The 23,702-nt window shown below is 43.7% G+C and carries 27 protein-coding genes and 1 riboswitch; of the genes, 1 reads left to right on the plus strand and 26 read right to left on the minus strand.

Annotation, left to right across the window (positions count from 1 at the left end; all coding sequences use genetic code 11):
• Window positions 1-68 precede the first annotated feature (68 nt).
• From SHAL_RS12745 to hinT, 19 genes are all read right to left on the minus strand, one after another.
• Window positions 69-1,382, minus strand: a complete 1,314-nt coding sequence (locus tag SHAL_RS12745) for an ABC transporter permease (protein ID WP_012277533.1) — start codon at window positions 1,380-1,382, stop codon at window positions 69-71.
• The gene (locus tag SHAL_RS12750; RefSeq protein ID WP_012277534.1) at window positions 1,379-2,656 is read right to left on the minus strand and encodes an efflux RND transporter periplasmic adaptor subunit; all 1,278 of its coding nucleotides are present in this window, start codon (window positions 2,654-2,656) and stop codon (window positions 1,379-1,381) included. Before SHAL_RS12750 ends, SHAL_RS12745 begins: the two co-directional genes overlap by 4 nt.
• Window positions 2,653-3,819 carry an efflux RND transporter periplasmic adaptor subunit gene (locus SHAL_RS12755; protein ID WP_012277535.1) on the minus strand — a complete coding sequence of 389 codons (1,167 nt, stop codon included), beginning with the start codon at window positions 3,817-3,819 and terminating at the stop codon, window positions 2,653-2,655. The genes SHAL_RS12750 and SHAL_RS12755 overlap by 4 nt, the downstream gene beginning before the upstream one ends.
• Window positions 3,816-4,949 (minus strand): HlyD family secretion protein, encoded by a 1,134-nt coding sequence (locus SHAL_RS12760; protein WP_012277536.1) that lies wholly within the window; start codon window positions 4,947-4,949, stop codon window positions 3,816-3,818. Before SHAL_RS12760 ends, SHAL_RS12755 begins: the two co-directional genes overlap by 4 nt.
• Window positions 4,939-5,625: an ABC transporter ATP-binding protein gene (locus tag SHAL_RS12765; protein ID WP_012277537.1), complete on the minus strand. Its 687-nt coding sequence runs from the start codon at window positions 5,623-5,625 to the stop codon at window positions 4,939-4,941. Before SHAL_RS12765 ends, SHAL_RS12760 begins: the two co-directional genes overlap by 11 nt.
• Window positions 5,626-6,114: 489 nt before the next feature.
• Entirely contained in the window at window positions 6,115-6,504 is a 390-nt protein-coding gene (locus tag SHAL_RS12770; protein ID WP_012277538.1) for a hypothetical protein, read from the minus strand.
• A 179-nt stretch (window positions 6,505-6,683) separates the two neighbouring features.
• Window positions 6,684-7,088: a hypothetical protein gene (locus SHAL_RS12775; protein ID WP_012277539.1), complete on the minus strand. Its 405-nt coding sequence runs from the start codon at window positions 7,086-7,088 to the stop codon at window positions 6,684-6,686.
• A gap of 330 nt (window positions 7,089-7,418) precedes the next feature.
• Window positions 7,419-8,018 (minus strand): GNAT family N-acetyltransferase, encoded by a 600-nt coding sequence (locus SHAL_RS12780; protein WP_012277540.1) that lies wholly within the window; start codon window positions 8,016-8,018, stop codon window positions 7,419-7,421.
• A gap of 123 nt (window positions 8,019-8,141) precedes the next feature.
• Window positions 8,142-8,690 (minus strand): NAD(P)H nitroreductase, encoded by a 549-nt coding sequence (locus tag SHAL_RS12785; protein WP_041416427.1) that lies wholly within the window; start codon window positions 8,688-8,690, stop codon window positions 8,142-8,144.
• A gap of 236 nt (window positions 8,691-8,926) precedes the next feature.
• Window positions 8,927-9,523 carry an HvfX family Cu-binding RiPP maturation protein gene (locus SHAL_RS12790; protein WP_012277542.1) on the minus strand — a complete coding sequence of 199 codons (597 nt, stop codon included), beginning with the start codon at window positions 9,521-9,523 and terminating at the stop codon, window positions 8,927-8,929.
• Window positions 9,524-9,621: 98 nt separating this feature from the next.
• Window positions 9,622-10,464 (minus strand): DUF6279 family lipoprotein, encoded by an 843-nt coding sequence (locus tag SHAL_RS12795; protein ID WP_012277543.1) that lies wholly within the window; start codon window positions 10,462-10,464, stop codon window positions 9,622-9,624.
• Between the two features lie 663 nt (window positions 10,465-11,127).
• Window positions 11,128-12,285, minus strand: coding sequence for a phosphotransferase (locus SHAL_RS12800; RefSeq protein WP_012277544.1), 1,158 nt, complete (start codon window positions 12,283-12,285; stop codon window positions 11,128-11,130).
• Complete coding sequence (gene pnuC, locus SHAL_RS12805; protein ID WP_012277545.1) at window positions 12,286-12,948, minus strand: nicotinamide riboside transporter PnuC; 663 nt, start codon at window positions 12,946-12,948, stop codon at window positions 12,286-12,288. It lies immediately after the preceding gene.
• A gap of 144 nt (window positions 12,949-13,092) precedes the next feature.
• The gene (locus tag SHAL_RS12810) at window positions 13,093-13,353 is read right to left on the minus strand and encodes a YkoF family thiamine/hydroxymethylpyrimidine-binding protein (protein WP_012277546.1); all 261 of its coding nucleotides are present in this window, start codon (window positions 13,351-13,353) and stop codon (window positions 13,093-13,095) included.
• Between the two features lie 121 nt (window positions 13,354-13,474).
• Window positions 13,475-15,613: a TonB-dependent receptor gene (locus SHAL_RS12815; RefSeq protein ID WP_012277547.1), complete on the minus strand. Its 2,139-nt coding sequence runs from the start codon at window positions 15,611-15,613 to the stop codon at window positions 13,475-13,477.
• Between the two features lie 52 nt (window positions 15,614-15,665).
• Window positions 15,666-15,796, minus strand: a riboswitch (TPP riboswitch).
• A gap of 126 nt (window positions 15,797-15,922) precedes the next feature.
• Window positions 15,923-16,312: a YcfL family putative periplasmic lipoprotein gene (locus SHAL_RS12820; RefSeq protein WP_012277548.1), complete on the minus strand. Its 390-nt coding sequence runs from the start codon at window positions 16,310-16,312 to the stop codon at window positions 15,923-15,925.
• Between the two features lie 68 nt (window positions 16,313-16,380).
• Window positions 16,381-16,866, minus strand: coding sequence for a PaaI family thioesterase (locus tag SHAL_RS12825; RefSeq protein ID WP_012277549.1), 486 nt, complete (start codon window positions 16,864-16,866; stop codon window positions 16,381-16,383).
• Window positions 16,859-17,362 (minus strand): PaaI family thioesterase, encoded by a 504-nt coding sequence (locus SHAL_RS12830; RefSeq protein ID WP_012277550.1) that lies wholly within the window; start codon window positions 17,360-17,362, stop codon window positions 16,859-16,861. The genes SHAL_RS12825 and SHAL_RS12830 overlap by 8 nt, the downstream gene beginning before the upstream one ends.
• Window positions 17,359-17,715: a purine nucleoside phosphoramidase gene (gene hinT, locus SHAL_RS12835; protein WP_012277551.1), complete on the minus strand. Its 357-nt coding sequence runs from the start codon at window positions 17,713-17,715 to the stop codon at window positions 17,359-17,361. The genes SHAL_RS12830 and hinT overlap by 4 nt, the downstream gene beginning before the upstream one ends.
• 196 nt (window positions 17,716-17,911) lie before the next feature.
• Between hinT and SHAL_RS12840 the strand changes: the two genes are divergently transcribed.
• Window positions 17,912-18,325, plus strand: coding sequence for a TetR/AcrR family transcriptional regulator (locus SHAL_RS12840; RefSeq protein WP_012277552.1), 414 nt, complete (start codon window positions 17,912-17,914; stop codon window positions 18,323-18,325).
• 213 nt (window positions 18,326-18,538) lie between these two features.
• Here the strand turns inward: SHAL_RS12840 and SHAL_RS12845 are convergent, their stop codons facing one another.
• The 7 genes from SHAL_RS12845 to bioD form a co-directional block, all read right to left on the minus strand.
• A complete protein-coding gene (locus SHAL_RS12845; protein WP_012277553.1) occupies window positions 18,539-18,985 on the minus strand; it encodes a hypothetical protein in 447 nt (148 codons plus the stop codon).
• A gap of 1 nt (window position 18,986) precedes the next feature.
• A complete protein-coding gene (locus SHAL_RS12850; protein ID WP_041416000.1) occupies window positions 18,987-19,346 on the minus strand; it encodes a hypothetical protein in 360 nt (119 codons plus the stop codon).
• A 155-nt stretch (window positions 19,347-19,501) separates the two neighbouring features.
• Entirely contained in the window at window positions 19,502-20,137 is a 636-nt protein-coding gene (locus SHAL_RS12855) for a LuxR C-terminal-related transcriptional regulator (protein WP_012277555.1), read from the minus strand.
• Window positions 20,138-20,426: 289 nt separating this feature from the next.
• Complete coding sequence (locus SHAL_RS12860) at window positions 20,427-20,750, minus strand: tetratricopeptide repeat protein (protein ID WP_012277556.1); 324 nt, start codon at window positions 20,748-20,750, stop codon at window positions 20,427-20,429.
• Window positions 20,751-21,186: 436 nt separating this feature from the next.
• On the minus strand, window positions 21,187-21,534 hold the full coding sequence (gene cctA, locus SHAL_RS12865) for a tetraheme c-type cytochrome CctA (RefSeq protein WP_041416428.1): 348 nt from the start codon (window positions 21,532-21,534) through the stop codon (window positions 21,187-21,189).
• A 288-nt stretch (window positions 21,535-21,822) separates the two neighbouring features.
• Window positions 21,823-22,686, minus strand: coding sequence for a protease HtpX (gene htpX / locus SHAL_RS12870; RefSeq protein WP_012277558.1), 864 nt, complete (start codon window positions 22,684-22,686; stop codon window positions 21,823-21,825).
• A 348-nt stretch (window positions 22,687-23,034) separates the two neighbouring features.
• Window positions 23,035-23,700: a dethiobiotin synthase gene (gene bioD / locus SHAL_RS12875; protein ID WP_012277559.1), complete on the minus strand. Its 666-nt coding sequence runs from the start codon at window positions 23,698-23,700 to the stop codon at window positions 23,035-23,037.
• Window positions 23,701-23,702 lie beyond the last annotated feature (2 nt).

Genomic DNA, 23,702 nt, shown 5'->3' on the forward strand with positions numbered 1-23,702 from the left:
CGGTGGCATAAGGCTGAAAATAAAAACCCGCGATAAAAATCGCGGGTTATTTTTACAGAATCGCCAACTTAATCTCGCTGTAGCGCAACAATGGGATCAAGCTTGGCAGCCTTGTTCGCGGGGTAGAGTCCAAAGCCTACACCGATGGTCATACACACCCCCAGTGCTAATAAGATAGCAAACGGAGACCACGCCACAGGCCATCCCGCGGCAGAAGAGATAATTAGCGCCAACAATAATCCCACCCCGATGCCGATAATGCCGCCCGTGGCCGAGATAGCGATACTTTCGATTAAAAACTGGCGGGCAATGTCTTTACGTTTCGCTCCTAAGGCGCGTAACAGACCTATTTCCCCGGTGCGCTCTAAAATGGTTGCTAGCATGATATTCATAATACCTATGCCACCCACGAGCAATGAGATCCCTGCAACACACGCCATCACGATATTAAAAATTTGTTGGGTTTTCTGGTGTTGTGCCAGTAGATCGGCCGGAACGACCACATCAAAATCTTTCTCTCCGCCATGGCGCCGATTTAATAGATGTTGCAAACTTTTGGCGGCGAGCGAAGGATCTATCCCATCGGCTAAAGCCAACTTAAACGCATCGAGTTCATTCTCTAAGCTCTTAAACTGCATCTTTTTAAGTGCTGTTGTTAACGGAATAAACACTTGATTACGTTCACCACCGAGCTTTACCCCCTGGATACTAGACTTAGAGCCCTCTTTTTCTTGCAAGACGCCAACAACGGTAAACCACTGATGATTCACTTTAATCAAACTGTTTATCGCATTGCCTTGAGGAAATAAACTTCTGGCGGCTTCTGGCCCTAACACGGCGACCTGTTGGTAGTAGGCTTCATCTGTATCATTGAGTGTACGCCCCTCACCTAACGGCAGTGAACTAAGCTCAAAATAACTTGGAGTGACACCGACAACTTGTGCATCACTGCGGCCTTTGAGACTAAACAGACTGAACACTTTGACATATTTTTCAGCACTCCAGTTCTCCACAAATGGCAAGGTATCACGGGCGCTCTCTATGTCTCGCAGGCTCAGCCCTATGCTGTGCTCTCGCACCGACTTAAGGGCTTCCCCTTCTGCGCTGCGCGCATTAACCACCAAATTATTCACGCCCATTGACTCGATCATCTTTAATGCTTCACGCTCGGCACCTTCACCAACGCTAAGCATTGCGATAACAGCACCGACACCAAATATCATGCCGAGTAGAGTCAAGGAGGTCCGCAGTTTGTGATGACGCATTTCATCGAACGCTTGTTTAATGCCCTCCCAATAGACGGCGATAAGCACCGATGATTTTCTAGAGGCGTCATTTTTAAGCGGTTTAACCAGGTTCACCGATGCTCTGTTAACGGTCATACACGATTCCTTTTCGGTGGCGTAGTCAATGCAATGGTATCCCCTTGCTTCAACCCTTCGGTGATCACCGTTCTGTTGAGGCTACGATTCCCAAGTGTAACCCTTTGCTTAGCAAAGCCTGCCGATGTCTTTAGGTAAACCCAGTATTCGCCAGACTTTTGAAACAGAGCCTGATTCGGCACGGTAATAACATCATTGAGATCTAAAGCATGAACCATGGCATTAACTTGTCGGCCAGGTTGCATGATTTCCGTTATGGTCTTATCCAAAGTCACCGTTATCTCAAAATAGTTTACCGGACTGTCTTGCTCTTTGGCTTTTGCTAATGCATCGAGTTGAGTCAAGGTACCGTTTATTGCAAACTCCGGATAAGCATCAAGATATAAGGTCACAGGCTTACCTATCGCTAACCCTAAAGCTTCCGATTCGAGTACATGTAATTTGGCCTGCATCTTTGATGTGTCGGGTAATAGGCCGATAGCCATACCCGACCACATCATGTCGCCGGCAGCGGGTAACTTACCATTCCAGCCCGTTTGCGCGACAAATATCCCGTCATGAGGCGCGACGATCTCCATCTGCTTTAGGTTACTGGAGTAACGGTTCATCTTCGCCTTATGGCCCTTTTGCTTTAACTTAATTAACTCTTGCTCCGCTTGCGCTTGAGAGCCGTGCTGACTAAGGCCCCAGTCGTAAAAATCCATCTTGGCTTCGAGATAATCTTGGTTACGCATCTGGTCGATAATATCGATTTTGGTATAAATCCGTTCATCTTCGCTGAAAAATCGATCGGCTAAGTCCTGCTCTTGAGCAGTAAGCCTAGTGTCGGTTGTCAAACTCTTATCAATGGTTTTATCTTTTTGAGTCTGGATTTGGCTATCGAGGCCTAGGCGATCATAATCGAGCGCTTCCATCTCTAACCGAAAGCTTTCTCGAGTGCCATCCATTCGTGCAACCACATCACCGGCTTTAACGATACTAAAATTGTTCATGATCCAAGCAAGAGACTGCGGGCCTCTCAGACCTGTAGGAACATTAACCGTGGTCGAGTTGCTTGCCTCTAACTCGCCAGATGCTGGAATATCAACTTTAAAGTCAGAACGACTCACTTCAACCGTTAACACCCCTTTGCTTGCCGAGTCACCACAAGCCGTTACAGACAGCATGATACCGACGAGCAAAACACTGAGTAATCGAGGCCGCTTAGCCGTCAAACTTGCGTTCATTTGTCGCTCATCAGGCACGTTTACGTTTTTATCCATTAGGTTAATCATGGCAATAGCACCTCATCTCCCGCTATTAACCCTGAGGTAATCGCTACTCGCTCTTTCCCCATAGCTCCAAGACCCACGTATTGTTTAGTGTCGCTAACTAATCCCGGCTTTAATACATATGCCTTACCACGGTCATAATGCACTGCATCTAGAGACAATAGTAAATCGGGGGTGTTATTGGCGATATCTATGCTTATTTTGGCCGTCATTCCAGGGCGCATCATCTCAGTATCGGGGGCTTCGATACTGGCGACAGCGTCAAAAATGACCAAGGGAACATCTTGGTTTTTTACTCTAAATACAGCGCCCAATTCGATAATTTCACCGTCAAAACTCTTATCGGGATTCGCATCGAGGCGGATCTTTAGCTTTTGACCGAGTTTGACTCGGCCCGCTTCGACTTCTGGGATGGTCATATTAACTTGCATATGCTGCAAATCAGGAATACTTAATATCGAGTCACCGCCGAATATGTTTTGCCCTTCGGCCAGCTTATTACCTTGCTGATCATTGCCATAGACCACCATGCCATCGCGCGGAGCAATTAAGGTCAAAGACTTAATCCCCTTTTCGAGTCCGGCAACCTCAGAGCCAAATTTTTGCTGATCACCGGCCAGCATCTTCATTCGCTGCTCGGCACTCTCAATTTCAAGCTGGATTTTCTGATTAATCAATTTGACCCGATCTTTGGCGATAATCGCATCTCTCAGATATTTTTGTTGATTGATAACCGAAACGGTTTCATCTGAAATGTCGACCTTCATTTGACTCTTTTCTTGGGTCATTTTAGCTTCAGCCAATTCAAGCTTTAACTCTTCTAACTTTTTGGCATTACGCAATTTAGACGTTTCGATATCTTGGATCGTGGTGGCCAAGTTTGCCGCTTTCACAGAAAGCCTTTGGGTTAATGTTGAAGTATCAAGCTGAGCCACTCTATCGCCCTTTTTGACCTCACTGCCTTCCGGTGCCAACATTTTCACTTGATACTGCCACACTCGCCGCAGTGCTGGCGGCTTTAGGCTCACCGTATTGGCCGACACGAGCTCACCTGTCACCTCGATTTGTTGCTCTAAAATTCCTGACTCAACTTGAGTCACTGCATTTTGACTACATCCTGTGAGCAGCGCGGCCAGCATAAATGTATTTATGGCTGTCATCTTCATGATGGAGCGACTCCTGTTTCGACTAACACACTCATACCAGGAATAATTTCTACCCTGTCATCTACAACAAATTTAATCGAAATTTTAAACCAGTTACTGTTGCCCCAAGCAGGTTGTTTACGAGCTTGGCGACTGATGTCATTGATGCTGCCATTGAGGGTGGTTTTAGACTGAGAATCAAGCCTTAAGCGTACGGGTTCGCCAATGCTGATGCGATCCACATCGACTTCATTGACCCAAGCAATCACCTCTAAATCATCAAGTGCGGGAATATTGGCGACTTGTCTGCCTATTTGAGCGTTATCGCCCACCGAATATTTCTTGTCACTCCAAGGATCTCGAGAATAAAGCATAGGACCTGCGATATCGGCACGAAGTTCGAGTTGCTCAAGCCCTGATAACGCTTGAGACAGCTCAAGTTCGGCGCGCTTTTTATCAATCGCTAACTGTGACAACGACGCCGTTCGTTTATCTAATATCTCGGCTAATGCTTGGTGCTTCTTTGACAGTTCAGACTCAGCTTTGAGTTGATTAAATTGATTGTCGGCATAGTCTTTTGCGGCAATAAAATCGGCCGGAATTGCAGCATCGAGTTCGGCTTTCTCAAGCTCAAGTTTAGCTTGTTTAAGCTCAAATTTGGCTTGTAATAGCTGTGCATTAAGCTCTATCGATTGACTCTGCTCCTGCGCCGTCACTCGCAATAAGCTTCCCTCAAGCTGTTCAATACGATTATCGATTTCACTCTTATCGAAAATTACCACCACTTGCCCAGGCTTAGCTAAGCTCCCTTCTGGCAGCATCCATTGAATTTGATAGCGCCATGTATCGCCAGCTTTAGGCACTACAAAAGGTTGCGACACCACTGAGGCCACTTGTCCGGTGAGCAGCAGTGGCATCAAATCCGCTTTGTTTAACAAGGTCAAACTGGCAGTGGCAGAGGTATCATCAACGACTTGGTTTGCTGCTATCGCTTGCGAGTTTGTCGAAGTACTAGCAAGCTGATCAGCGTTAGCCATTGATGAAACACTAATATTAACAAATATGGCAACTGATAGGCTCAGAGATAACCGAGGAAAAAGACTCTTTAATTGAGTCATCGTGCGCTGACTAACCCAAGTTTTAAGCGGCATTTTCACCTCTCTCTTCGATCTCTACAATATCGCCATCTCGCATTCGAATAATCCGCTGAGCATAAGCGGCCACTTCTTCTTCGTGGGTCACCAAGATAATGGTCTGCCCGGCCTGATGCAGTTCAGTAAATAATGCCATGATCTCAACTGACGTTTTACTATCGAGTGCCCCCGTTGGCTCATCGGCCAACAAAATAGCGGGGCGATTGACTAACGAGCGCGCAATCGCAACTCGCTGCCTTTGGCCACCCGACAACTGGTTAGGCCTATGGTCATACCGAGTACCGAGACCAACTCGCTCTAGAAGTTGGTGTGCATAGTCAGTGTCTTGCACCGCATCGGCTGAAAACCTTAAGGGCAATAACACATTTTGTAGCGCAGACAAACGCGGCAACAAATGAAAGCTTTGAAACACAAAGCCAATCTCTTTATTGCGTACCGCCGACAAAGCGTCATCATCTAACTCAGCCACTTCTTGGTCGTTCAAACTGTAATTACCCGACGTTGGCTTATCGAGACAGCCAATAATATTCATTAACGTCGACTTACCAGAGCCCGATGGTCCCATAATGGCAACAAACTCATTTCTTGCGATTGAGAAGCTCACCCCATTGAGCGCTTTTACCAAGCTTTCGCCCATGGGATATTCTTTAGTTAATTGATGAACTTTAATCATAACGTGCTCATATAGCAGGATTAGCGATAATTATATCAATGCGTCTATCATACAGATAAGTCGATATAGGCCGATTAGATGATCTGCAAAAATTTGTAAATAATCGTAATATAAATGTATTAATACCAATTACACTCAACATGTGATTGGTATCATTATCCGACAACCGTTTTCACAAATTGTTCGATGAAGAGAAATAAAAGAAGGGGTGACGCGCTAGTGCATTAAAATCTAGTGCATTAAAATCTAGTGCATTAAAATCTAGTGACTGTTGATTAACCAGCATTTTGCCTCCTTGCTTCCTTTGTTTCAGCCACTCCAACTCATTTGGAATATTTTATACAAACTACGTGCATTCATAACAAAACACAAGAGAGAGCAAACCAAACACTGACATAAGCGCCCCGAAGAGATTTCAATAATAATGATTAAATTCTATGCATTGGGCAAGTCAGTGTTGGTTGTGAGAAACACCCAGAAGCGATTAGATTAACTTAGTATAGCGCCGGCGAAGGTTAATAACGCGATAGGTACAAAAAACACCCATTGAAATAGAGACTTAAATGGCGCTTCGAGACTGCTCATAAAACCGATATAAAGCTGCCATATGGCAAACAAACCAAAGTTTAGCGCGATAAAAATCAACATCCCAAAGCTTTGCATCTGTGATATCGCTTCAAACGAACAAGCCAGTAAAACCAAACTTGAGAGCACCAGAAACACCGAAACATAGTGGAACACACAGTGCATAATCGCTTTGGCTACAGGATCGAAGTCGGCTGCTTGCATTGGCCATAAAAAGTGTTTCCGACCATAGGTAAAATGGCCGACACAGGTAAAGGCTGCAATAATTCCAGCTAACAGCAGATAAACATTCATGAGTACTCCCACTTAATCACCAACAAAACCGTCACTAAAGACGGTTGTCGGTATGACTTCCGATTTTAGAAGCCATTAATAGGACAGTAGACAGGACGTTAGCAGACATTCTTACAAAAAACGTCCGGTTAAACGAAAAAATGCAAGACTAGCCAAAACGAAGCACTGCTCCTAGTGCATTACATGGTGACCATAGTCCAATAATCGAGGCGCTTCTCAGGCTGGGCAAGAATGCTCTGACAGGTCTCTTTATATTTACCCATCAATGGACCTAAGCTTTTAGCATTTGGCATGGTGGCTCTATGCTTCTCAGCCGCTGCGGTTATCGCCGCTGAAACCTTATCTTCAGTTTGATATTGCTTTGCAAGTTGCTCGGCTTGCTCACCTGACAGCTTTAAGCGTTCAACGACAGCTTCCATCTGAGGTGCATTCATCGCTGAAATCGTATCAGAAGCGATATGATAATAAGCCGCACAATCGGCGAGTTCACTCACAAAGGCTTCTTCAGCCTCCCCCGCGAAACTATTAAAAGAGAGTGCACAAGCACCGAGTGCCAATAGGGCTAAATTCGTCTTTGCAAACATTAAAGGTTATCCTTTTCTTTTTAGTGACTAATATTTGGCGCTAAAACCTAGTTTAACGACTTATTTCTACTTTAGCTTTTAATGAATATCAAGTGTATAGCTTGTCATTATTTTATAAAGATATACCGCAGCTAAGCACGACGACTCTAATAATGAGTTTCTAACGTAAATTTGCCGATTTTGATGAAAAACAGAGATTGAGCGAGATGATAAATTGGAGGTATTCGGTTAAACGCCCCACTATCACACCTAGATGTTTTAGCGAGGCGAGGACAATCACAACCGGACTTCCTATCTAGATTCTTTAGTAAAAATTTGCAGGAAAACTCATTAGTCTTGATACGCAACAAGTTTATCTTTCAATCCTTGCTTCACTTTAGACCATTCGCTATCAATGATGGAGTACACAACAGTGTCTCTTACGGTACCGTTATTCAAAATTTGGTGGTTGCGTAAAATGCCGTCTTGATTAGCACCTAATCGGCAAATCGATTCGCGGGATACTTGGTTTTGAATATGAGTTCTAAACTCTACAGCCATTACGTCAAGAGTTTCAAATGCATAAGAAAGTATGAGTAGTTTTGCTTCGGTATTAACTGCGGTGCGCTGAGCACTTTTTGAGTACCAGGTGTAACCCACTTCTAGTCTGCGATGTTGCTGCTGCCAGTTACAAATGCGTGTACAACCAACAATTTCACCTGAGTGACGATCCCGAACCGCAAAGGCTAGTGCCTCACCACGAGCCTCAGCCTCCAATGCTGTCGTGATATAGGCTTTCATATTGTCTGGATGGGGGGCCGATGTATACCATAGCTCCCACAAATTGCCATCCGCAACGGCAATGCTTAAGGCTGCTTGATGTTCCAGTGATAAAGGCTCTAGGACGATATACTCACCCACTAAACTGGTTTCTCTTGCTTCTTCGTTCACCACAACCTCCTGTCTTTTTATTATTCTACACTAGCATGGTAACAGACTCATTTTAAGCTAACTCTTGATGAAACTAGCTCAACTCACACACGATATCTTTATCATAATAATCAGGATAAAGCGCTATAAATATCGAGCGAAACTCATCCCATCTTTTAGAGCCTTCACCGGGGCATTGACTGCTGGAGTGCCTAAATAGAGAAACCCCACTATTTGGTCATCTGCTTGTAGCCCCAATAATTGATGCACGTTTGCATCGAACGCGAGCTCCCCCGTGCGCCAAATCCCTCCTAATCCCTGGGCAAACGCCGCTTGTTGCATCGCCATCGCAGCGCATCCAGCAGCTAGATGCTGCTCGAGTGCTGGCACTTTGGGGTGTTCAATCACCTTAGCGACCACGGTAATCACCATCGGGGCTCTTAGAGGCATGTTTTGAGCTTTAGCGATAAAGTCTGCGTCTGCACCTTTTAAGGTCAGCGCATTAACAAACACCTCTCCTAGGCGTGCCAAACCATCTTCTTCGGCAATAATAAACTCCCAAGGTGTCAACCCCGCATGGTCGGGCGCTCGCGTCGCGGCATCGAGAATATGCTGCAACTGCTGGGTATTAGGGGCTGGAGTAATCAGTCGTGGGGTTGATTGGCGAGTCAATAATAATTCTAATGCGTCCAACTTATTATCCTTAATAATGTTTGTACGAAAAATAGGGATTAACAAATGAGTCCCCATTGAGAGTATCAAGGGCGCAAAAAAAATCCCACCTATTTAGTGGGATTTGGCTTGTTTAATCATTTATCTACTCTATAAACCTGTTACTTATACCAGTCAAAATAGGACACAACTTCAAGCAGCGTTGTCGACAAGTTTAAGCCAAAACTTACACTCGCTGACACGCGCGCCTTTAACGTCTATTCAGTTAGACCATTACGCTTAGCAATATAATAATCAAGGCTTGTGTAACGCCCCCCGCCCATAAACACCAATACCATTAGCATAAATAAGTAGGTAACTGCGAACTCGATACCATTGTTCAAAATCACAAAATTACCGGAACTCGTTAGCCACTCGTAATTACCATTTGCCTGTAAGATCTCTTTCGCACGCTCAAGTTTTTCAGCTGAGGCCATTACATTTTCATTTGCAAGCCAAGAGCTAGGATCGGCTATCGCTAACCAACCGTTTTCAATATGTACACTAAGGGCTGCCACTAACATGGTGAAACCCAGTGGAATTGCGACAAGCCGGGTCGCAAGACCTACAATCAGCAAAGCACCACCAAAAAGCTCAGTCCCTGCCGCAAGCGCGACCATCACTTCAGGGAAAGGTAGACCAAGCCCCCAGTCTGGATTACCAAACCAAGCCGCTGAGTCACTAAAATTGGAGAGTTTATTATATCCTGCTTGCATCAATACCGGTGCGAGATATAAACGCAGGGCTAGCGGTGCTACCCCTTCGCCATATTGAAGTAGCTTCAAAAATTTCTGATAAAGTTTAATAAGTTGCATCCGGTTCCCTCTATGAATTGTCACTTAGCCTAGCTATATAGACCCTTACAACTGAACCTATCTTTCATGCCAGACGGTAAAATTAGCTTTTAGTGAAGTTAATCAGCCTCGCTGAGCTCATTAAGATCAACGATTAACGCATCAAGCTTTGCTTGAAAATGTTTTTTCTGGCTTATCGTCGCCAGCAAATTAAGTCGGACCAACAAGGTACCAAATTGCTCAGTATTGTTATCCAGCGTGGTTTTATATACATCAGATTTAAGCCTGTCAGGCTGAGTCATCAACACTGTTAGGCTATGAGATAATGCAGCTTGGTTATGACGGTTCTTCAGTGCTAGTGACAACAGCCTTATCCATTCATGCCGATATTCAAGCCACATATCTAAGTTCGATGAACGCCCAAGGTTATATTCATGTATGGCTTGCTTTTGCTTTGATGTGAGCTTTCCTATCCACTTCTTTATGCGTTTATTGATGCGCTTATCTGCCATTTCAACTAATGCTTGCCTATCTTTACCTAAATACTTTCGATTTAGCGCTTTCTCATCAACTCTAAGCTGCGCAATAACTTGTTTAACCTGCTCATCGGTGAAAGAACTTATCATTGGCACAATAAACGGTTTAATAAATTCAAAGGTTCTGAGCCAGTGCTGTTTAAGCTGCTCAACTTGTGCAGCCCAAACTGCGGGTGTAAGGCTTGCTTGCTCAAACTCAAGTGAGAATTGCGACAGTTGTTTAGCGTACAGAGGAAGTTCTTCTGCTCTGTGCCAGATCAAAAATTGATTAAGGGCTGAGTCAAATTGGGCTTGCTGCCCAGAGGTTAATGAGACATATTCTTCGAGTTTCCACTCGATAACCCAATCTAAAAAGTAATAACCCATCTTAGTCGAGCAGCCAACAAGAGAAACTAGGAGTAAAACCCATAAGCCTACCTTTTTCATTTAGCCTCCTATTGAACTCACAACTTAGGCTTATGTTTAACCTCAATATCAACACACAGCTATGCGTGCCTTTAACCTAGCATAGAACATCGGCAGGAATTCGCGCAGTTACAAACTGCCTCATACAGCGGCAAGGTCGTGATGATGAGCATCAACAGGGATATAATACCAATCAGTATAAGAAGTTGATCTACTCAGAACGTTTTTGGCAAACTAATTCAAGGCGAATAACTGAAAGAATGGTTGCTCCCTTGTGAAGTTGTTCAACGCAGAAGTAGGCAGCCAAAAACGCTCCAGAATGGCGAGTTTTAGCGGCTCTGTTACTGTGTTAACGAGCTTAAACGTAGAATAACTATGCTCTTCACTCGTTGCAAACCACATGGATGTGGTGAATGTCATTAAAGCAGGAGCACTTAATGACCTTGTCTCAGTGCCGCTAAACTCTCGCTGAGCGACCAAATCTTTATACTGATTGGTATAAATAATGATCTTGTATAAAATTTTTGACAAATGAATGAAGTAGAAACTAATGAAATAGAACGTAATTAAATAAAGAGTGAATAGGTAAAAATAGACGTTAACTCAATACCCAAAAAGCCATTGGCAGACACAGATACACGCTAACGTCTGCCACGATACTCGCTGATTTTTCAGCGTCGCTAGCTAGGTGCAGCAGGCTATTAACTCATCGTATTGCTGAGCGCAGTTCAGGTAATCTTCGACTAAGTGATATGCTTCACCCGTATCGAGTTTAATCAACTGGCCCTCTTTTACTAGGCTGTCAAAAGCCATTTGTAGTGCCCAGCACACCGCGAAGACCCAATATAGATCGACGGCGGAAGTGACCGCATCTCTTGCCTGGTCATTTAGGTTCAGGTTTGTGGCTAAATAACTGTCAATCAGCCAATGGCGCTGCTCAGATGACAGAGAATGACTGGCAAGCACAGCAGCAAGATCGCATAAAGGGTGTGAGCGACAGGCATATTCAAAATCAATGCATTTGAGCTTATCTTCAACGACCAAAATATTATATGGGTTTAAGTCTCGGTGGCTAAATTGCAGATTGTTCACACAAGCAGCTAGGCTATCAAGCATGGCATCAATCTGATGAGATTGAGCCAAAAGCTGTTGATATAGCTGTTGCCAACGACTTAACAATGCTTGCTCGGCAAGATTATTGCCCTCACTTGTATGACTGACACTTTGTCTCGCTCGACTTTTAATGTCCGAACGATGAACGCTCGCGCTAGGAGGAGCTATAACATCAGCGACGCTGCACTCGATATCCGATAAGCCCAGCAAGCGAGTCAATTGCAGGTTCATGTTGGTTAAACGCGCAAGGTATCTCTGCCACTGCGTATCGACATTCATCACATTGCTTGGCAGAGGTAATTGTTTTAAACCATTTAATAACTCGAGCAATTTTCGCTCGGCGTCTGGCCAGAGATTATGGGTCGTGGTAAGGGGGTGTGACCCATTCGCACTAATCAGCTCACTCCAACAAACTGGCTCATTTTGCGCAAAAAACTCACTCAAATAAAAGCTGTTATCTGGACTAACATAGACAATTTGTGGTGCGAGCCGCTCCTCACTTGCAAGCAGCCAATTTGACACTTCATCATCTCGATTGCAGATCTGTGAGCTTGCCCAGCTATTGACTCTTAATACCCACTCCGCGGCATTAGGCTTACTCGCGTGAACCCCACGAATATAGTAATTTTGATTACTCAACCCTTGAGTCAAGGGCGCGATAAGGCTGACACTTGTCAGCCCTGATTGCACAAAATAGGGCGCTAGCATTTTAGCTAAAGCTTGAGCCATTTAGGCGGTACCTGCTGTTAAATCAATTTGTTGCGCTGTTTTCTGCACTTTCATTTTGTTGCGCCACATGTAATAGCCAAACACAACCATACCTAAATAAAACACAAATAAAACGGCGGTCAACATCAAGCCTTTACTGACGTAGAGATAAATCGAAACAGCATCAATAACAAACCAATAAATCCAATTCTCTAACACCTTCTTAGCGACTAAATAGGTGGTCATGACCGCAAAACAGGTCGTGGCGGCATCTAAATATGGAAAAGCAGCTTGAGTTTGAGTCGCCATAAAATGGCCTATAACGAGTGCTACTAAGGTGGTAATACCGATTATCTTCAGATGCGTCGACAGTCGCCATGAAACGATGTTCACCCCATCGTGCTCTTTGCCGCCTCGAGTCCACATCCAATAACCATAAACAGCCATGGCCATGTAGTAAATATTGAGAACAGATTCCATCAACAACGACACTTTCCAGAATAATACCGTATAAATTGCGGTACTAATAAATGCCGCAGCCCAACACCAGATGCTGCCTTTCATCGCAAAAACAAGATAAGCTAAAGCCAGTAATACCGCTACGGCCTCCCAGCCTGTTAAGGCTTCAGCTTCACCAAAAGCAGCAGTAAAACTATTGACTAACGTTAGCCAAAACTCAGACATAAAAAGTGCCCTATATTTAACACAAGAAACTTAACACGGGAACTTAGCACAAGAAACCTTGCCCTAAATCATCGTCATATATTGTTAAGGTCATAAGTGGTTGCAGGGCAATTCTTATCCTACAACCACCACATCTAAATAAATTTATTCGCTGTGACTTAGATTTAGCTCACCACCAATAAATTTGCATACGAACACTGCTTTACCAAACTTTTCATGAGCCGCTTGCATCTCAATTGCAAGCATGGACATCACATCGGCATATTCACCGACCACCTGAGTTGCCATCGCATTGGTAACGCGCTGGATGTTGTCATAGGAATCCACACGGGCAATAAACCACTTAATCGGGTCTAAGTAGTTATCTTGTAGTGGGTAGCAACTAATTTCTGCAGTTAATTTCATGATATTGACCTCAGCCACCAAAGGGTGGCTCAATTTGATTATTTAATTAAAAGAGTGATCAACAAAACCGGTTAACCAACTCTGACTCATGCTTACATCACACGTTTAACTATAACTTTAATTACAAGAACTTAAGATTAAACGTCATCCCCAGTTGGCGAGGATCACCGTAACGTATATATTGCTTATCAGCCCAGTCTAAATCAGGCTCATTGCCAAAGTAGAAACCACGAACGCCGTATTTTTCATCAAATAGATTACGGCCCCATAGATAAACTGACCAGATGTCTGCTTCATAACCCACTTTGGCATTAAAAACTTGGTATGCATCTGATTTGGATTCGTTACTGTCAGAGTAGTAAAAATCACTCTTGCCGCTAGCATTGACATTGGCAAACCAACCATTATCACTGCGATATGTCGCACCGATGCTAAAGGTATAGTTAGGAGAGTGCGCCAGTTCTCTACCAGAAAGGTCGACTACTGCGCCATACTTATCTTCATATTGATAATCGCCATAGGCCGTCTCAAGCCAACCAAGGCTGCCGTACAGGTTCAAGTTGTCTGTCGCGTACCAGTTACCGTCAAGTTCTGCGCCGTAGTTATTCGAGCTACCTGCGTTTTCAGTGAATAAGATAAAGTTACCCTCTTCGCCCGGAACCGTTGACTGCTGCGATGCCGCAACCTGTTGATCTTGTCTATCCATATAGAAGATGGCAAGATTCGTGCTCGCCTGGCCATCAAACCAAGTAGACTTCAAACCCAATTCATAGTTATAAAGAATTTCAGTGTCATACTCTTTCTTGCCAGCCAGCTCGTCTGGCAGCGACATATTAAAGCCACCCGCTTTGTAGCCTCGAGCCACACGAATATAAGATTCATGTTTTTCGCTTAAGGCCTTACTTAATGCAATATGACCGCCCCACATGGTTTCACTTGGCCCAAAGCTGTCTCCTGCAGAGTCACGGTAATCGCTATCTCGGCGCTCAACACGCAAACCTACAGATAGGGCATAACTTGCGCCTAAGTCAGAATCTAACTGACCAAACAGCGCATAGTTCTGTGCCTCATACTCAGCAGATAACTGGTTATAAGTATCGAGGGTGTCGTTATCTTCCTGTAGATCCATGGCATAAACGCCAATCAGCCAGTCTGTGCTATCTGCAAAAATACGCCCTGATTCAGTTGACGATAATCTAAACTCTTGAGTTAGCGTTTTTCGCTCACCTTTTTTATCCCAGTTATATTCGTACTCGCATGGGCTACCACCGCAATCTCGGCTAGCCCAGTAATCAGGGTTTGCCCAGTCACCATCGTAGTTATGGTGAGTGTCTGATTGTGCCAATGAAGTTAAAGAGGTCAGCTCAAAATTATCAGCTCCGGTATAGGTAAACTTAAGTGATGAACCTGTCGTGCGCTGCTTATCGACACCGGGGGCATCGGTTAGGGTATCAAAACCGTTATTATCCAGTGTCCAAGCGTCATAGCCATTATCATAGTCGGCATGTAGCAAGGTTAAATCAATTTCTAAATCGTCCGTTGCGTACCAACGTAACTTTGCACGGCCAGTAAACTCATCGCGACCATTCGTGTCTGTTCTATCGAGGTAAAGGTTATCGCGATAACCGTCTTGTTGATGCTGCTGCAAGGATACGCGGTAAAGCAGATCACCTGAATCGGTAAGAGGGCCCGAGCTAAAGCCACTGAAGGTCTGCAGATTGTCATCACCAAACGAGACCTCGGCGCCATGTTCAAAGTCATCGGTCGGGTCATTACTCTTAAGGTAGATAAGGCCCGCCAAGGCATTGGCGCCATAACGTGTCCCCTGAGGTCCTCTCAGCACTTCGACCTGCTGTAAATCATACATGCTAGAGACCATACCTAAACCAGATAGATCGATATCATCAACCACAAAGCCTACCGAAGAGTTAGGTGCGCCTTGATACTCCTCTTGCTCGCCCACACCGCGAATTTGAAAGTATTTAGGTCTAGAGCTACCGCCAGACCAGTTTAAATTGGCAACCGTATTTAAGATATCTTCAAAGTGCTGTGCACCTTCATCTTCAATTTGCTGCTGGTCGATAACGGTGACACTTGATGGCATCTTTTCTAAATCAGAGCCGCGAAAGTCTGACGTCACAACCAAGACTTCGATATCATCGTCAGTCTTTGATGCATCAGCATTAGCGAAGGTGTTAGAAGATGAGAGTGCTGCAATAACCGCGAGGGATATTGGCGAATAAGATTTTAGATTTAACATAGGACCTCAAAGTAAAATTTTGAGATCCGGCATCAGTAAAGAAGCGATCGGGAAATGACTTTTGGCCCATTCCTACGCCGGTATTAGCCGGATCAGGTTCAAAGGGTTCGTTTTGCAACATCTCAGTCAACGCCAATAAATCCAACTTTCGGTTTATAGACTTTAACACCCCTTGGCGAGCGCGATTATACATGAAATTCACAACTCGATGACAGACTTCTTTATAAACTTGATGGAAACGCATAAAAAAACGCCAGCCTTACTGACGTTTTGTTAACGTTTGTTACTTAAGTAAAAACTGAGGTACGCTTAATTAGAAAATGCCTTACGAACATACAGCTCAAATCGAGTCGCAGTCGCATTTGGAGCCACGGCGCTAACTTGCAGTTGCTGTTTTCCATGTAGTTTTACCGATTTCCAGCTCATACCTTCATCATCAATCGTCATTCCGTTTAGATCAAACCAGGTGAACTTGTATTGCAGCCTTAAGTCGGTTGATACCTGGCTGGCAATCGTACCAGTACCGCGTAAGAATCCACCTTCAGGTCGAGCCATGATATTGGTCACTTGTACCTCTTTACCAAAACTATTGTTATCTACTCGTACTTCCCCATTAGAGCCGACCATCACACCGGCTGTATGTGGAGCACATGCCGTGATAACAAATGCAGTAAATAGTCCCAATAAAACCTTTTTCATACCAATCCCCTTCTCAGCAGCAACGCATCGTCTATTTATACAGCCTATTTTTACAATCTACAGCCAAATTAATCGATCAAAAAGTGTGCTCTAGCGGTCGCGATTAAATGTTTACGGTTTGTTTGCCAACAATTGATACTCACATTGCCGACTCGACGGCCTTGGCGAGTGATTTTACACTCGGCGAAACTGTCTTTATGGTAACCCGCCCTTAAGTAATCAATTGAAAAATCCACGACCTTTGGCACTTTTGTGGTTTGCATAAACACCATCAATTGCACAATAGCCGACATCTCCATAAAACCTGCGATCACTCCACCATGCAACGCTGGCAAAATGGGATTACCTATGTTGTCATCTTTTGCTGGCAACTTGAAAACCAGCTCATCACCAAACCGCTCAACCCCCATACCGATAAACTTAGCATAAGGCACATGTTCTAGCAGATGACCAAAGTCATTCAGCTCTTTTGCCTTTCTAACAATGCTCTTAACGTCTAATTTGGCACTGTCGTCTAATGCGGGGTCAACAGATAAGTGCAATTCATCATGCATACTCGTCGCCTCCTATTAACGCCTGTCTAAACTCTTCACCCACCATCTCAGGGCTTATACGCATAAATGACCCCACCGCGTGAGCAATCGGATCATCTATAGAGTCTTGGTAGGCAATAGCGCGCGTAAAGGCAACACTTGAAGACAGTTTATAACACTCGGCAAAACCAAAAACGGGTTTGTGCGGCTCTGCGGGTTTCATATAGTCGACACGCAAATCGAGCGTAGGAGAGATCTCAAGTAAGCGAAACTTATCAAATATGGAGCACACCACCGCACAGCCACTCGCCGTATCCATCAATGTGGTGATGACACCACCATGGATCACGCCAGTATCAGGGTAACCAACAAGCTGAGTGTCGTAAGGTAGTTCAATTAGCACATGCTTTCCGCTACCTTCTAGCACCTTTAATTTAAGCTTACGGCATTGTGTCAACTGCTCAACAAATCGGCTCGCCATACCTGTTAGCGGGTAGCTATCACTGCTTACACTCATGCACTAGGGCTCAACATCGGGCCTAGTGGGTGACCGCCCAATAAATGCATGTGAACATGGAAAACCTCTTGGCCACCATGATGGTTACAGTTCATGATTAAGCGATAGCCATCTTCTGCAATACCGGCTTCTTGAGCGAGTTTAGCGGCCACCGACATCATACGACCCAAGGCTTTTTCGTCGGATGCTTTAATGTCGTTTGTTGTAGGGATCAAATGATTGGGAATAATTAACACATGCGTCGGCGCTTTAGGCGTAATATCTCTAAATGCCGTCACAAGATCGTCTTGATATAAGATGTCCGCAGGAATTTCACGTCGAATAATTTTACTAAATATGGTTTCTTCGGCCATTTGTCTGCCCTCAAAAGGAAATTACTAGCCATAGTATACTCGAAAATATGCACAAGGCGATGGACGATTAATGAAGTAAATCACGCAATTGGCTGGGGGTTAGCTGTACAGGAATTAAACATATGTATATACAATATGGTTGACTTTATATAGATTACGACTTCTAATAAAAAAAATATTTGCAGGAAGTATGACAATGCTTACAGAAAAAGAAACCGCACTCTTAGACGCGGCAACAGAGCTAGTACAAGAAAAAGGCATGATTGCACTGAACATGTCTGATGTACATAAACGAGCAGGCTACTCCCGCGCAGCCCAGTACCAGTCATTTAGCGATAAGAATGCACTACTTGCGGCTCTATGTATGCGTGAGCTTGTGAATAATACGACAGCAATCGAAGAGCAACGCTTCGATGAATTCACCGGTCAGTTCACCGTTGTGCTCAGACCCGTTGTGTATCGTTACTTGAAACTGTCGGATCGATTGATGATTGATTCCGCCTTCGCGCTGATGCTGGCCCAAGTTCGCTCACTGCCTGATGATGATCGCTTTAACCTCTTGAAAAGTGGATTCGAGTTTTTAAGTCAAGAACGCGAGATGAATAAGTAGTTCAATTTTCATCTGCTATACAAGTAAAGACTTCCGTCTCCCAAATCAGTGACTTAGCTGAAGTAGATAAATTAGAATGAATATAAAAATAGTCGCTTTATACCGACTATTTTTATATCTGAGCTTGCTCCCCCCTGTTCACAACTTACATCACCACTTGCGGGGCTTGTTCTAATACCAATTATATATTTAGTACGATTGGTATAAAATAAATTAGCTTGCTTTTGTAACACTCGATATTGGGCTTATATTGGGCACTAAAACCTGACCTTTAACTTTCAAAAACACTTGATAGCAATCGGAACAGACATAACGTCCAGCTAAAGTATTTTTAGTCTCAAACTGATTACAGAAAGTACATAAACCAAAACTAGCCACTTTTCTTTGCTCAAGCGTTATCTTTGGCTTCGGGGTGGTGTACTTAACTTGCACACCATCTGATATGCTTGCAACACTCTGACTTAAACCTATTACCAACACCTTGAACAGATAAATAGATAAGGCGATAACCGTACTGGCAATCATCGTCATAACACTAAGCTCTGACGCATTGGATTTAATGATAAAGAGTAAACCTGAAACACACATTACTACCGCTAAAAAGGTTAACGCCTTATCAATTAACGGTAGTTGAGCCTTAAACTCAAGATGATCAAACATGTTAACCTAGCTCTTTGATCAGATAGACAACGCCATCTTTCTCATAAACATTTTTGACTTCGTTACCTTCGCCTAACACAACCACTTCATTACCTGTATCTGTTACAGCGTTACCAGCAGCATCCAACACAATGGCTACACCAAGAGCTGTTAATAATGGAGAGCGGTATGCATGATAATGACGGTGGTTTTTTGGCACAACAATCACTTTAGTGCGGCTATATGGCTTTTTAACTTTCTGGCATTTTATCCCACCAGCACGCTCACAGCCCACTGTCGCGGCATCGACCGAAAAAACACCCAAGGATAAAATAGTCAATGCAGAAGTCAGCAGCACACTCGATATCGGTATCAATTTCATAATCAACTCTCTTTTCAAATTAATCAAACGTGAGCTGATCATAAAGCAAAGGTATACACGTGCATAGCAATATAGATATCTAGCCGCCTAGTTATGAACTTGCCCCAATTAAAAACCGCTATACTTACCGACAAAAAAGAATAAGCCTAATCGCCTCATTGCATCACTTCATGCATATTCGTCTGAGCCCAGGCTATTGCCTGTCCGCGACTCGATACGCCAATTTTTCTGAACGCACGATAAAGGTGTGTCTTTATCGTACTTTCGCTGACAAAAAGCTTATTTGCGATAGCAATATTGGTACTTCCACTACGTAATACTTGCAATACCTCACGCTCACGAATCGTTAAGGTTTCAACTTCATCAACCGCGGCATCGTTACTGCCATTACTCTCAGTAACGCATTGTGGAATAACAACTTTGCCTTTTACAATATCGGCCATGCCCTCACCTATCGCTTCCAGAGAAGCATCGGAATAAAATACCCCTGCGGTCACTGAAGGATGGATCAGGAACTTGGCATCAAGTTGTTTTGGAAAATGCACAAATACGACACGGGCAATATTACAGCCTTTCTCAATGCGCTTTTGAATTTGATATGCGGTTTGAACATCCACAGTGGACAGATCGACCAAGATTATAGTGATGCGGCTCTCTAACAGCTCGCCATTAAAGTGCTCTGGAGAGATCCGATGTAGTTTGACCAAGAACTCTTGTGGCCATCTGGTATTAAGAAGATCCGCAAATAAATGCGAGCGGGTTACCAGAACCCAATGTGTCACTTTAAACATAAACTAACTCCGTGTTTACTGTATATCACCATCCGTGTGCTTTTTATTGTAATACACTTAAACCATAAATAAACCTAAAAACACCTACAAATACGTCACTAAAAATAACAAAAAAGACTTAATTTGATATATAACCCTGAGTTACCTGAGCAGATGAAACCTCTCCATACTGCACAGCGGCAACACCATGTTCTGTGCCGCTTTGGTAAGTTGTCATTGAGATTGGATTAGCCATTTGTAGAACAGGAACGAGTCGTTGTTTCCCTACGGATTGAAATCTAGATTCAGATTAACCCCTTGCAGAGAAGAGGTGGCAATGATTTTGAAGCCACTTATTGATAATGCTAGCGCTAAATAAGCTCACCATACTAAAGAAGGTACAAGCAATGCCCTGCTGAGATGATAACCAGTGCAGCTTAGCTTGATATAAGGGGATATGTTCATTTTTTTCAGAGTAACTTAACGCCAGATCGAGAGATTTTTTGGCCGCCAAGTGTTCACCTAGCTTAACGTGGATCTTAGCCATGTCATAATAGGCTTTATGATAGTAGTGCCTGTTTTCTATAAACTTATTCAGGTATACCTTAGCACTAATAAAATCACCTTGCTTCATTGCATCGGTTGCCTGTAAATACCATTTATATGGACTCGGATCATCAAGTGCTAATAACCGACAAGCTCTGCCAAAATAGCAGTGGATTCTTATACAACAACAACCTATTGTTAGTTGGTTGATGCCAATGGTTTAGGTGAGCCATGTCAAAAATCCACTCACTGTCGTCGTTGACGCTGATTAACATCGAAACTCAATGATTTTTATATCGCTTTATCCATCCAAATCAGCATTAATGGATTGATTTCGAATCTAGCAACATAATTGAGTCGATTAAAATCCTTCGCCGTTTTACATCTAGCTTGCGCGCCCTTAAAAAGCAGCTCTCCCGTTAACGGGTCAGGAGTTATAACAGTAATCATCTGCTTAACTGGATTTTTTACACAAAAAAGCCAGCTCTAGGCTGGCTTTATTTAGCAATTGAAATTAATTCAAATTACTTAAGTACTGAATCTGCAGTACGGCCGTCATCGTGACAGCTGTCACATGTTGGCTTGTCACCCACGTTCATTTCGTGTGGCGCGTGACAATCAGCACACATTAGCATGCCGTCATGTGGCTGGTGAACGGCGTCCATTTCAGCCAATGTACCGTGACATGACTGGCACTGCTCGAACTCGTATTCGCCATCTGCAGATGGAGAACCATCAGCATGACACGCTTCACAACCGTCCATTTCAGCATGCATTTCGGCTAGTTCTTGACCTTCAGCGAAAACTGAAGGAGATAAAGCCAATGCTGCGAATGCCGCACCAAAAATTGCACTTAGTAGTTTATTGCTCACAATTGTATCCTCATTTGATGCTCGCATAGTGAAAACTTAATAGTCAGGTTGTTTTCATCTTGCGACCAATATTTTTTAGCACGACTTAGGTTAAGTTAGCTAATCATTAACTAATTCGCAACTAATTTAGCTGAAAGATCATACCATTGTGTCAATTACCAAAATGTGCGCTCAGTCAAATTACACCAGAGAATAAGACCCAGTCGCCTATTTATCGCTCTGATTTTGGGTAAAAAAAAGCGGTTGGGAGTATTTAACTCCCAACCGCCTTAGTTAGAAAAACGTAATTTAGCTCGCTCTTAACGCCGCGATACGCTTTTCTAGTGGTGGGTGACTCATCAACAATTCCGCCATAGATTTTTTACCATTAATGCCCAATGCTGACATTGACGCTGGCATAGCACCTGTTTCAGGGCCTTGGCGTAATCGATCAAGCGCTGCAATCATCTTCTCTTTACCCGCTAGACGTGCTGCACCTTCATCCGCTCTATATTCACGAATACGAGAGAAGTAAGCCACGATGATTGAGGCTAAGATACCGAATAACATATCCAGTACGAAAACCACAGCCATATAAGCAAACATACCTAAGCCTTCACCCTCTTCGTCATTACTCGCAACGAAGTTATTGATGATGCCAGCCACTACACGTGCAGCGAAGATAACGAATGTGTTCACCACGCCTTGTATAAGGGTCAGAGTTACCATGTCGCCGTTAGCTACGTGGCTCACTTCGTGGGCGAGTACAGCTTCAATCTCATCTTGGCTCATGCCGTATAACAGACCGCTACTCACAGCAACTAATGCGTTGTTTTTGCTAGGACCTGTTGCAAATGCATTGAGCTCTGGCGATTGATAAATAGCGACTTCTGGCATTTTGATGCCCGCTTGCTCAGCTTGACGAGCAACGGTTTCTACTAACCAACGTTCAGTGTTATCACGAGGGGTTGTGATCACTTCACAACCCATTGTCTTCTTGGCCATCCACTTAGAGATAGCCAAGCTGATAAATGCGCCACCAAAACCAAATATTGCAGCGAATACTAATAATCCGCCCATAGTTGAGGTATTAACACCTAAGATAGACATCACAATTGATGCCACCAATAAGATCGCCATGTTAGTGGCAATCAGTAAAAATATACGCTTCATTTAAGCTCCTGTAGGATACAAAGTACCTGATATACACTCTTAAAAGACATAATATGTCCAAAAAACAAGATTTCAAGGGGATGCAGTAAAATTTATGTCTTGTTGCTTCAATAAATGTCTTGTCGCTTCAATAATAGACGACTGGACTCCACTAATATCAAGTTGGCGAAGTCTAGGTCGGTTTCATTAATCTAAGATTAATTTAATCACTAAAGCAGAATAATTATAGAACACGTGGGATTAATCTTTGTTAACAGAAAGATAAGCCCAATTCAGAGAGCATCATACCTCCCCAGATTGGGCTTTAATTTTGCGAACAAGCTTTTACATATTTGCTATTGGGTTAGCTTATAGCAAAACACTAAGCTCTAGGTGACTCGCAGCATGTTCAGCAGTTGGGTTTGTTAAATATGGAACATAACCTAAGCAAGGTGCCGACATCATCTCTTTTAGCGCGGCGAGGTTTTCCTCTTGATTAGCCATGTCAGGGTCAACTTGATTCGCCACCCAGCCAACAAGATTCAAACCGTCAGCCTTAATCGCTTCGGCCGTTAATAATGCGTGATTTAAACAGCCTAATTTCATCCCCACCACTAAGATCACGGGTAAGTTCATTGATTGTACAACCTCAGAAAGGAAGTGCCCTTCTCCTAATGGTAAGCGCCATCCTCCAGCACCTTCAATCAAGCAAAAATCAGCACCCACATACTCTGACATCTTGAGCAGCGCTTCGATACGCTTAGGCGCTAATTGAACGCCTTTCTCTGCGGCTGCGATGTGCGGCGCAATCGCAGCTTCAAAGGCAAAAGGATTAATATCCTCGTAAGGTAGTTTAATACTCGAGGCAGCCATTAACGCCAATGCATCACTATTACGAAGCCCTTTGTCTGTTTGTTCGCAGCCAGAAGCAATCGGTTTAAAACCTACGGTTTCGCCGTTAGCGGCAGTTAGCAATGCAGATGAGATCAACGTCTTACCACAATCGGTATCTGTACCCGTTACAAAAAATGTCATGT

Origin of the sequence: Shewanella halifaxensis HAW-EB4, assembly GCF_000019185.1 — a bacterium.
Taxonomy (GTDB): Bacteria; Pseudomonadota; Gammaproteobacteria; order Enterobacterales; family Shewanellaceae; genus Shewanella; species Shewanella halifaxensis.

Coding starts and splice junctions, on each gene's coding strand:
- SHAL_RS12745 (WP_012277533.1), bottom strand. CDS start 1,382: ATGACCGTTAACAGAGCATCGGTGAACCTGGTTAAACCGCTTAAAAAT.
- SHAL_RS12750 (WP_012277534.1), bottom strand. CDS start 2,656: ATGATTAACCTAATGGATAAAAACGTAAACGTGCCTGATGAGCGACAA.
- SHAL_RS12755 (WP_012277535.1), bottom strand. CDS start 3,819: ATGAAGATGACAGCCATAAATACATTTATGCTGGCCGCGCTGCTCACA.
- SHAL_RS12760 (WP_012277536.1), bottom strand. CDS start 4,949: ATGCCGCTTAAAACTTGGGTTAGTCAGCGCACGATGACTCAATTAAAG.
- SHAL_RS12765 (WP_012277537.1), bottom strand. CDS start 5,625: ATGATTAAAGTTCATCAATTAACTAAAGAATATCCCATGGGCGAAAGC.
- SHAL_RS12770 (WP_012277538.1), bottom strand. CDS start 6,504: ATGAATGTTTATCTGCTGTTAGCTGGAATTATTGCAGCCTTTACCTGT.
- SHAL_RS12775 (WP_012277539.1), bottom strand. CDS start 7,088: ATGTTTGCAAAGACGAATTTAGCCCTATTGGCACTCGGTGCTTGTGCA.
- SHAL_RS12790 (WP_012277542.1), bottom strand. CDS start 9,523: ATGCAACTTATTAAACTTTATCAGAAATTTTTGAAGCTACTTCAATAT.
- SHAL_RS12795 (WP_012277543.1), bottom strand. CDS start 10,464: ATGAAAAAGGTAGGCTTATGGGTTTTACTCCTAGTTTCTCTTGTTGGC.
- SHAL_RS12800 (WP_012277544.1), bottom strand. CDS start 12,285: ATGGCTCAAGCTTTAGCTAAAATGCTAGCGCCCTATTTTGTGCAATCA.
- pnuC (WP_012277545.1), bottom strand. CDS start 12,948: ATGTCTGAGTTTTGGCTAACGTTAGTCAATAGTTTTACTGCTGCTTTT.
- SHAL_RS12810 (WP_012277546.1), bottom strand. CDS start 13,353: ATGAAATTAACTGCAGAAATTAGTTGCTACCCACTACAAGATAACTAC.
- SHAL_RS12815 (WP_012277547.1), bottom strand. CDS start 15,613: ATGTTAAATCTAAAATCTTATTCGCCAATATCCCTCGCGGTTATTGCA.
- SHAL_RS12820 (WP_012277548.1), bottom strand. CDS start 16,312: ATGAAAAAGGTTTTATTGGGACTATTTACTGCATTTGTTATCACGGCA.
- SHAL_RS12825 (WP_012277549.1), bottom strand. CDS start 16,866: ATGCATGATGAATTGCACTTATCTGTTGACCCCGCATTAGACGACAGT.
- SHAL_RS12830 (WP_012277550.1), bottom strand. CDS start 17,362: ATGAGTGTAAGCAGTGATAGCTACCCGCTAACAGGTATGGCGAGCCGA.
- hinT (WP_012277551.1), bottom strand. CDS start 17,715: ATGGCCGAAGAAACCATATTTAGTAAAATTATTCGACGTGAAATTCCT.
- SHAL_RS12840 (WP_012277552.1), top strand. CDS start 17,912: ATGCTTACAGAAAAAGAAACCGCACTCTTAGACGCGGCAACAGAGCTA.
- SHAL_RS12845 (WP_012277553.1), bottom strand. CDS start 18,985: ATGTTTGATCATCTTGAGTTTAAGGCTCAACTACCGTTAATTGATAAG.
- SHAL_RS12850 (WP_041416000.1), bottom strand. CDS start 19,346: ATGAAATTGATACCGATATCGAGTGTGCTGCTGACTTCTGCATTGACT.
- SHAL_RS12855 (WP_012277555.1), bottom strand. CDS start 20,137: ATGTTTAAAGTGACACATTGGGTTCTGGTAACCCGCTCGCATTTATTT.
- SHAL_RS12860 (WP_012277556.1), bottom strand. CDS start 20,750: ATGAAGCAAGGTGATTTTATTAGTGCTAAGGTATACCTGAATAAGTTT.
- htpX (WP_012277558.1), bottom strand. CDS start 22,686: ATGAAGCGTATATTTTTACTGATTGCCACTAACATGGCGATCTTATTG.
- bioD (WP_012277559.1), bottom strand. CDS start 23,700: ATGACATTTTTTGTAACGGGTACAGATACCGATTGTGGTAAGACGTTG.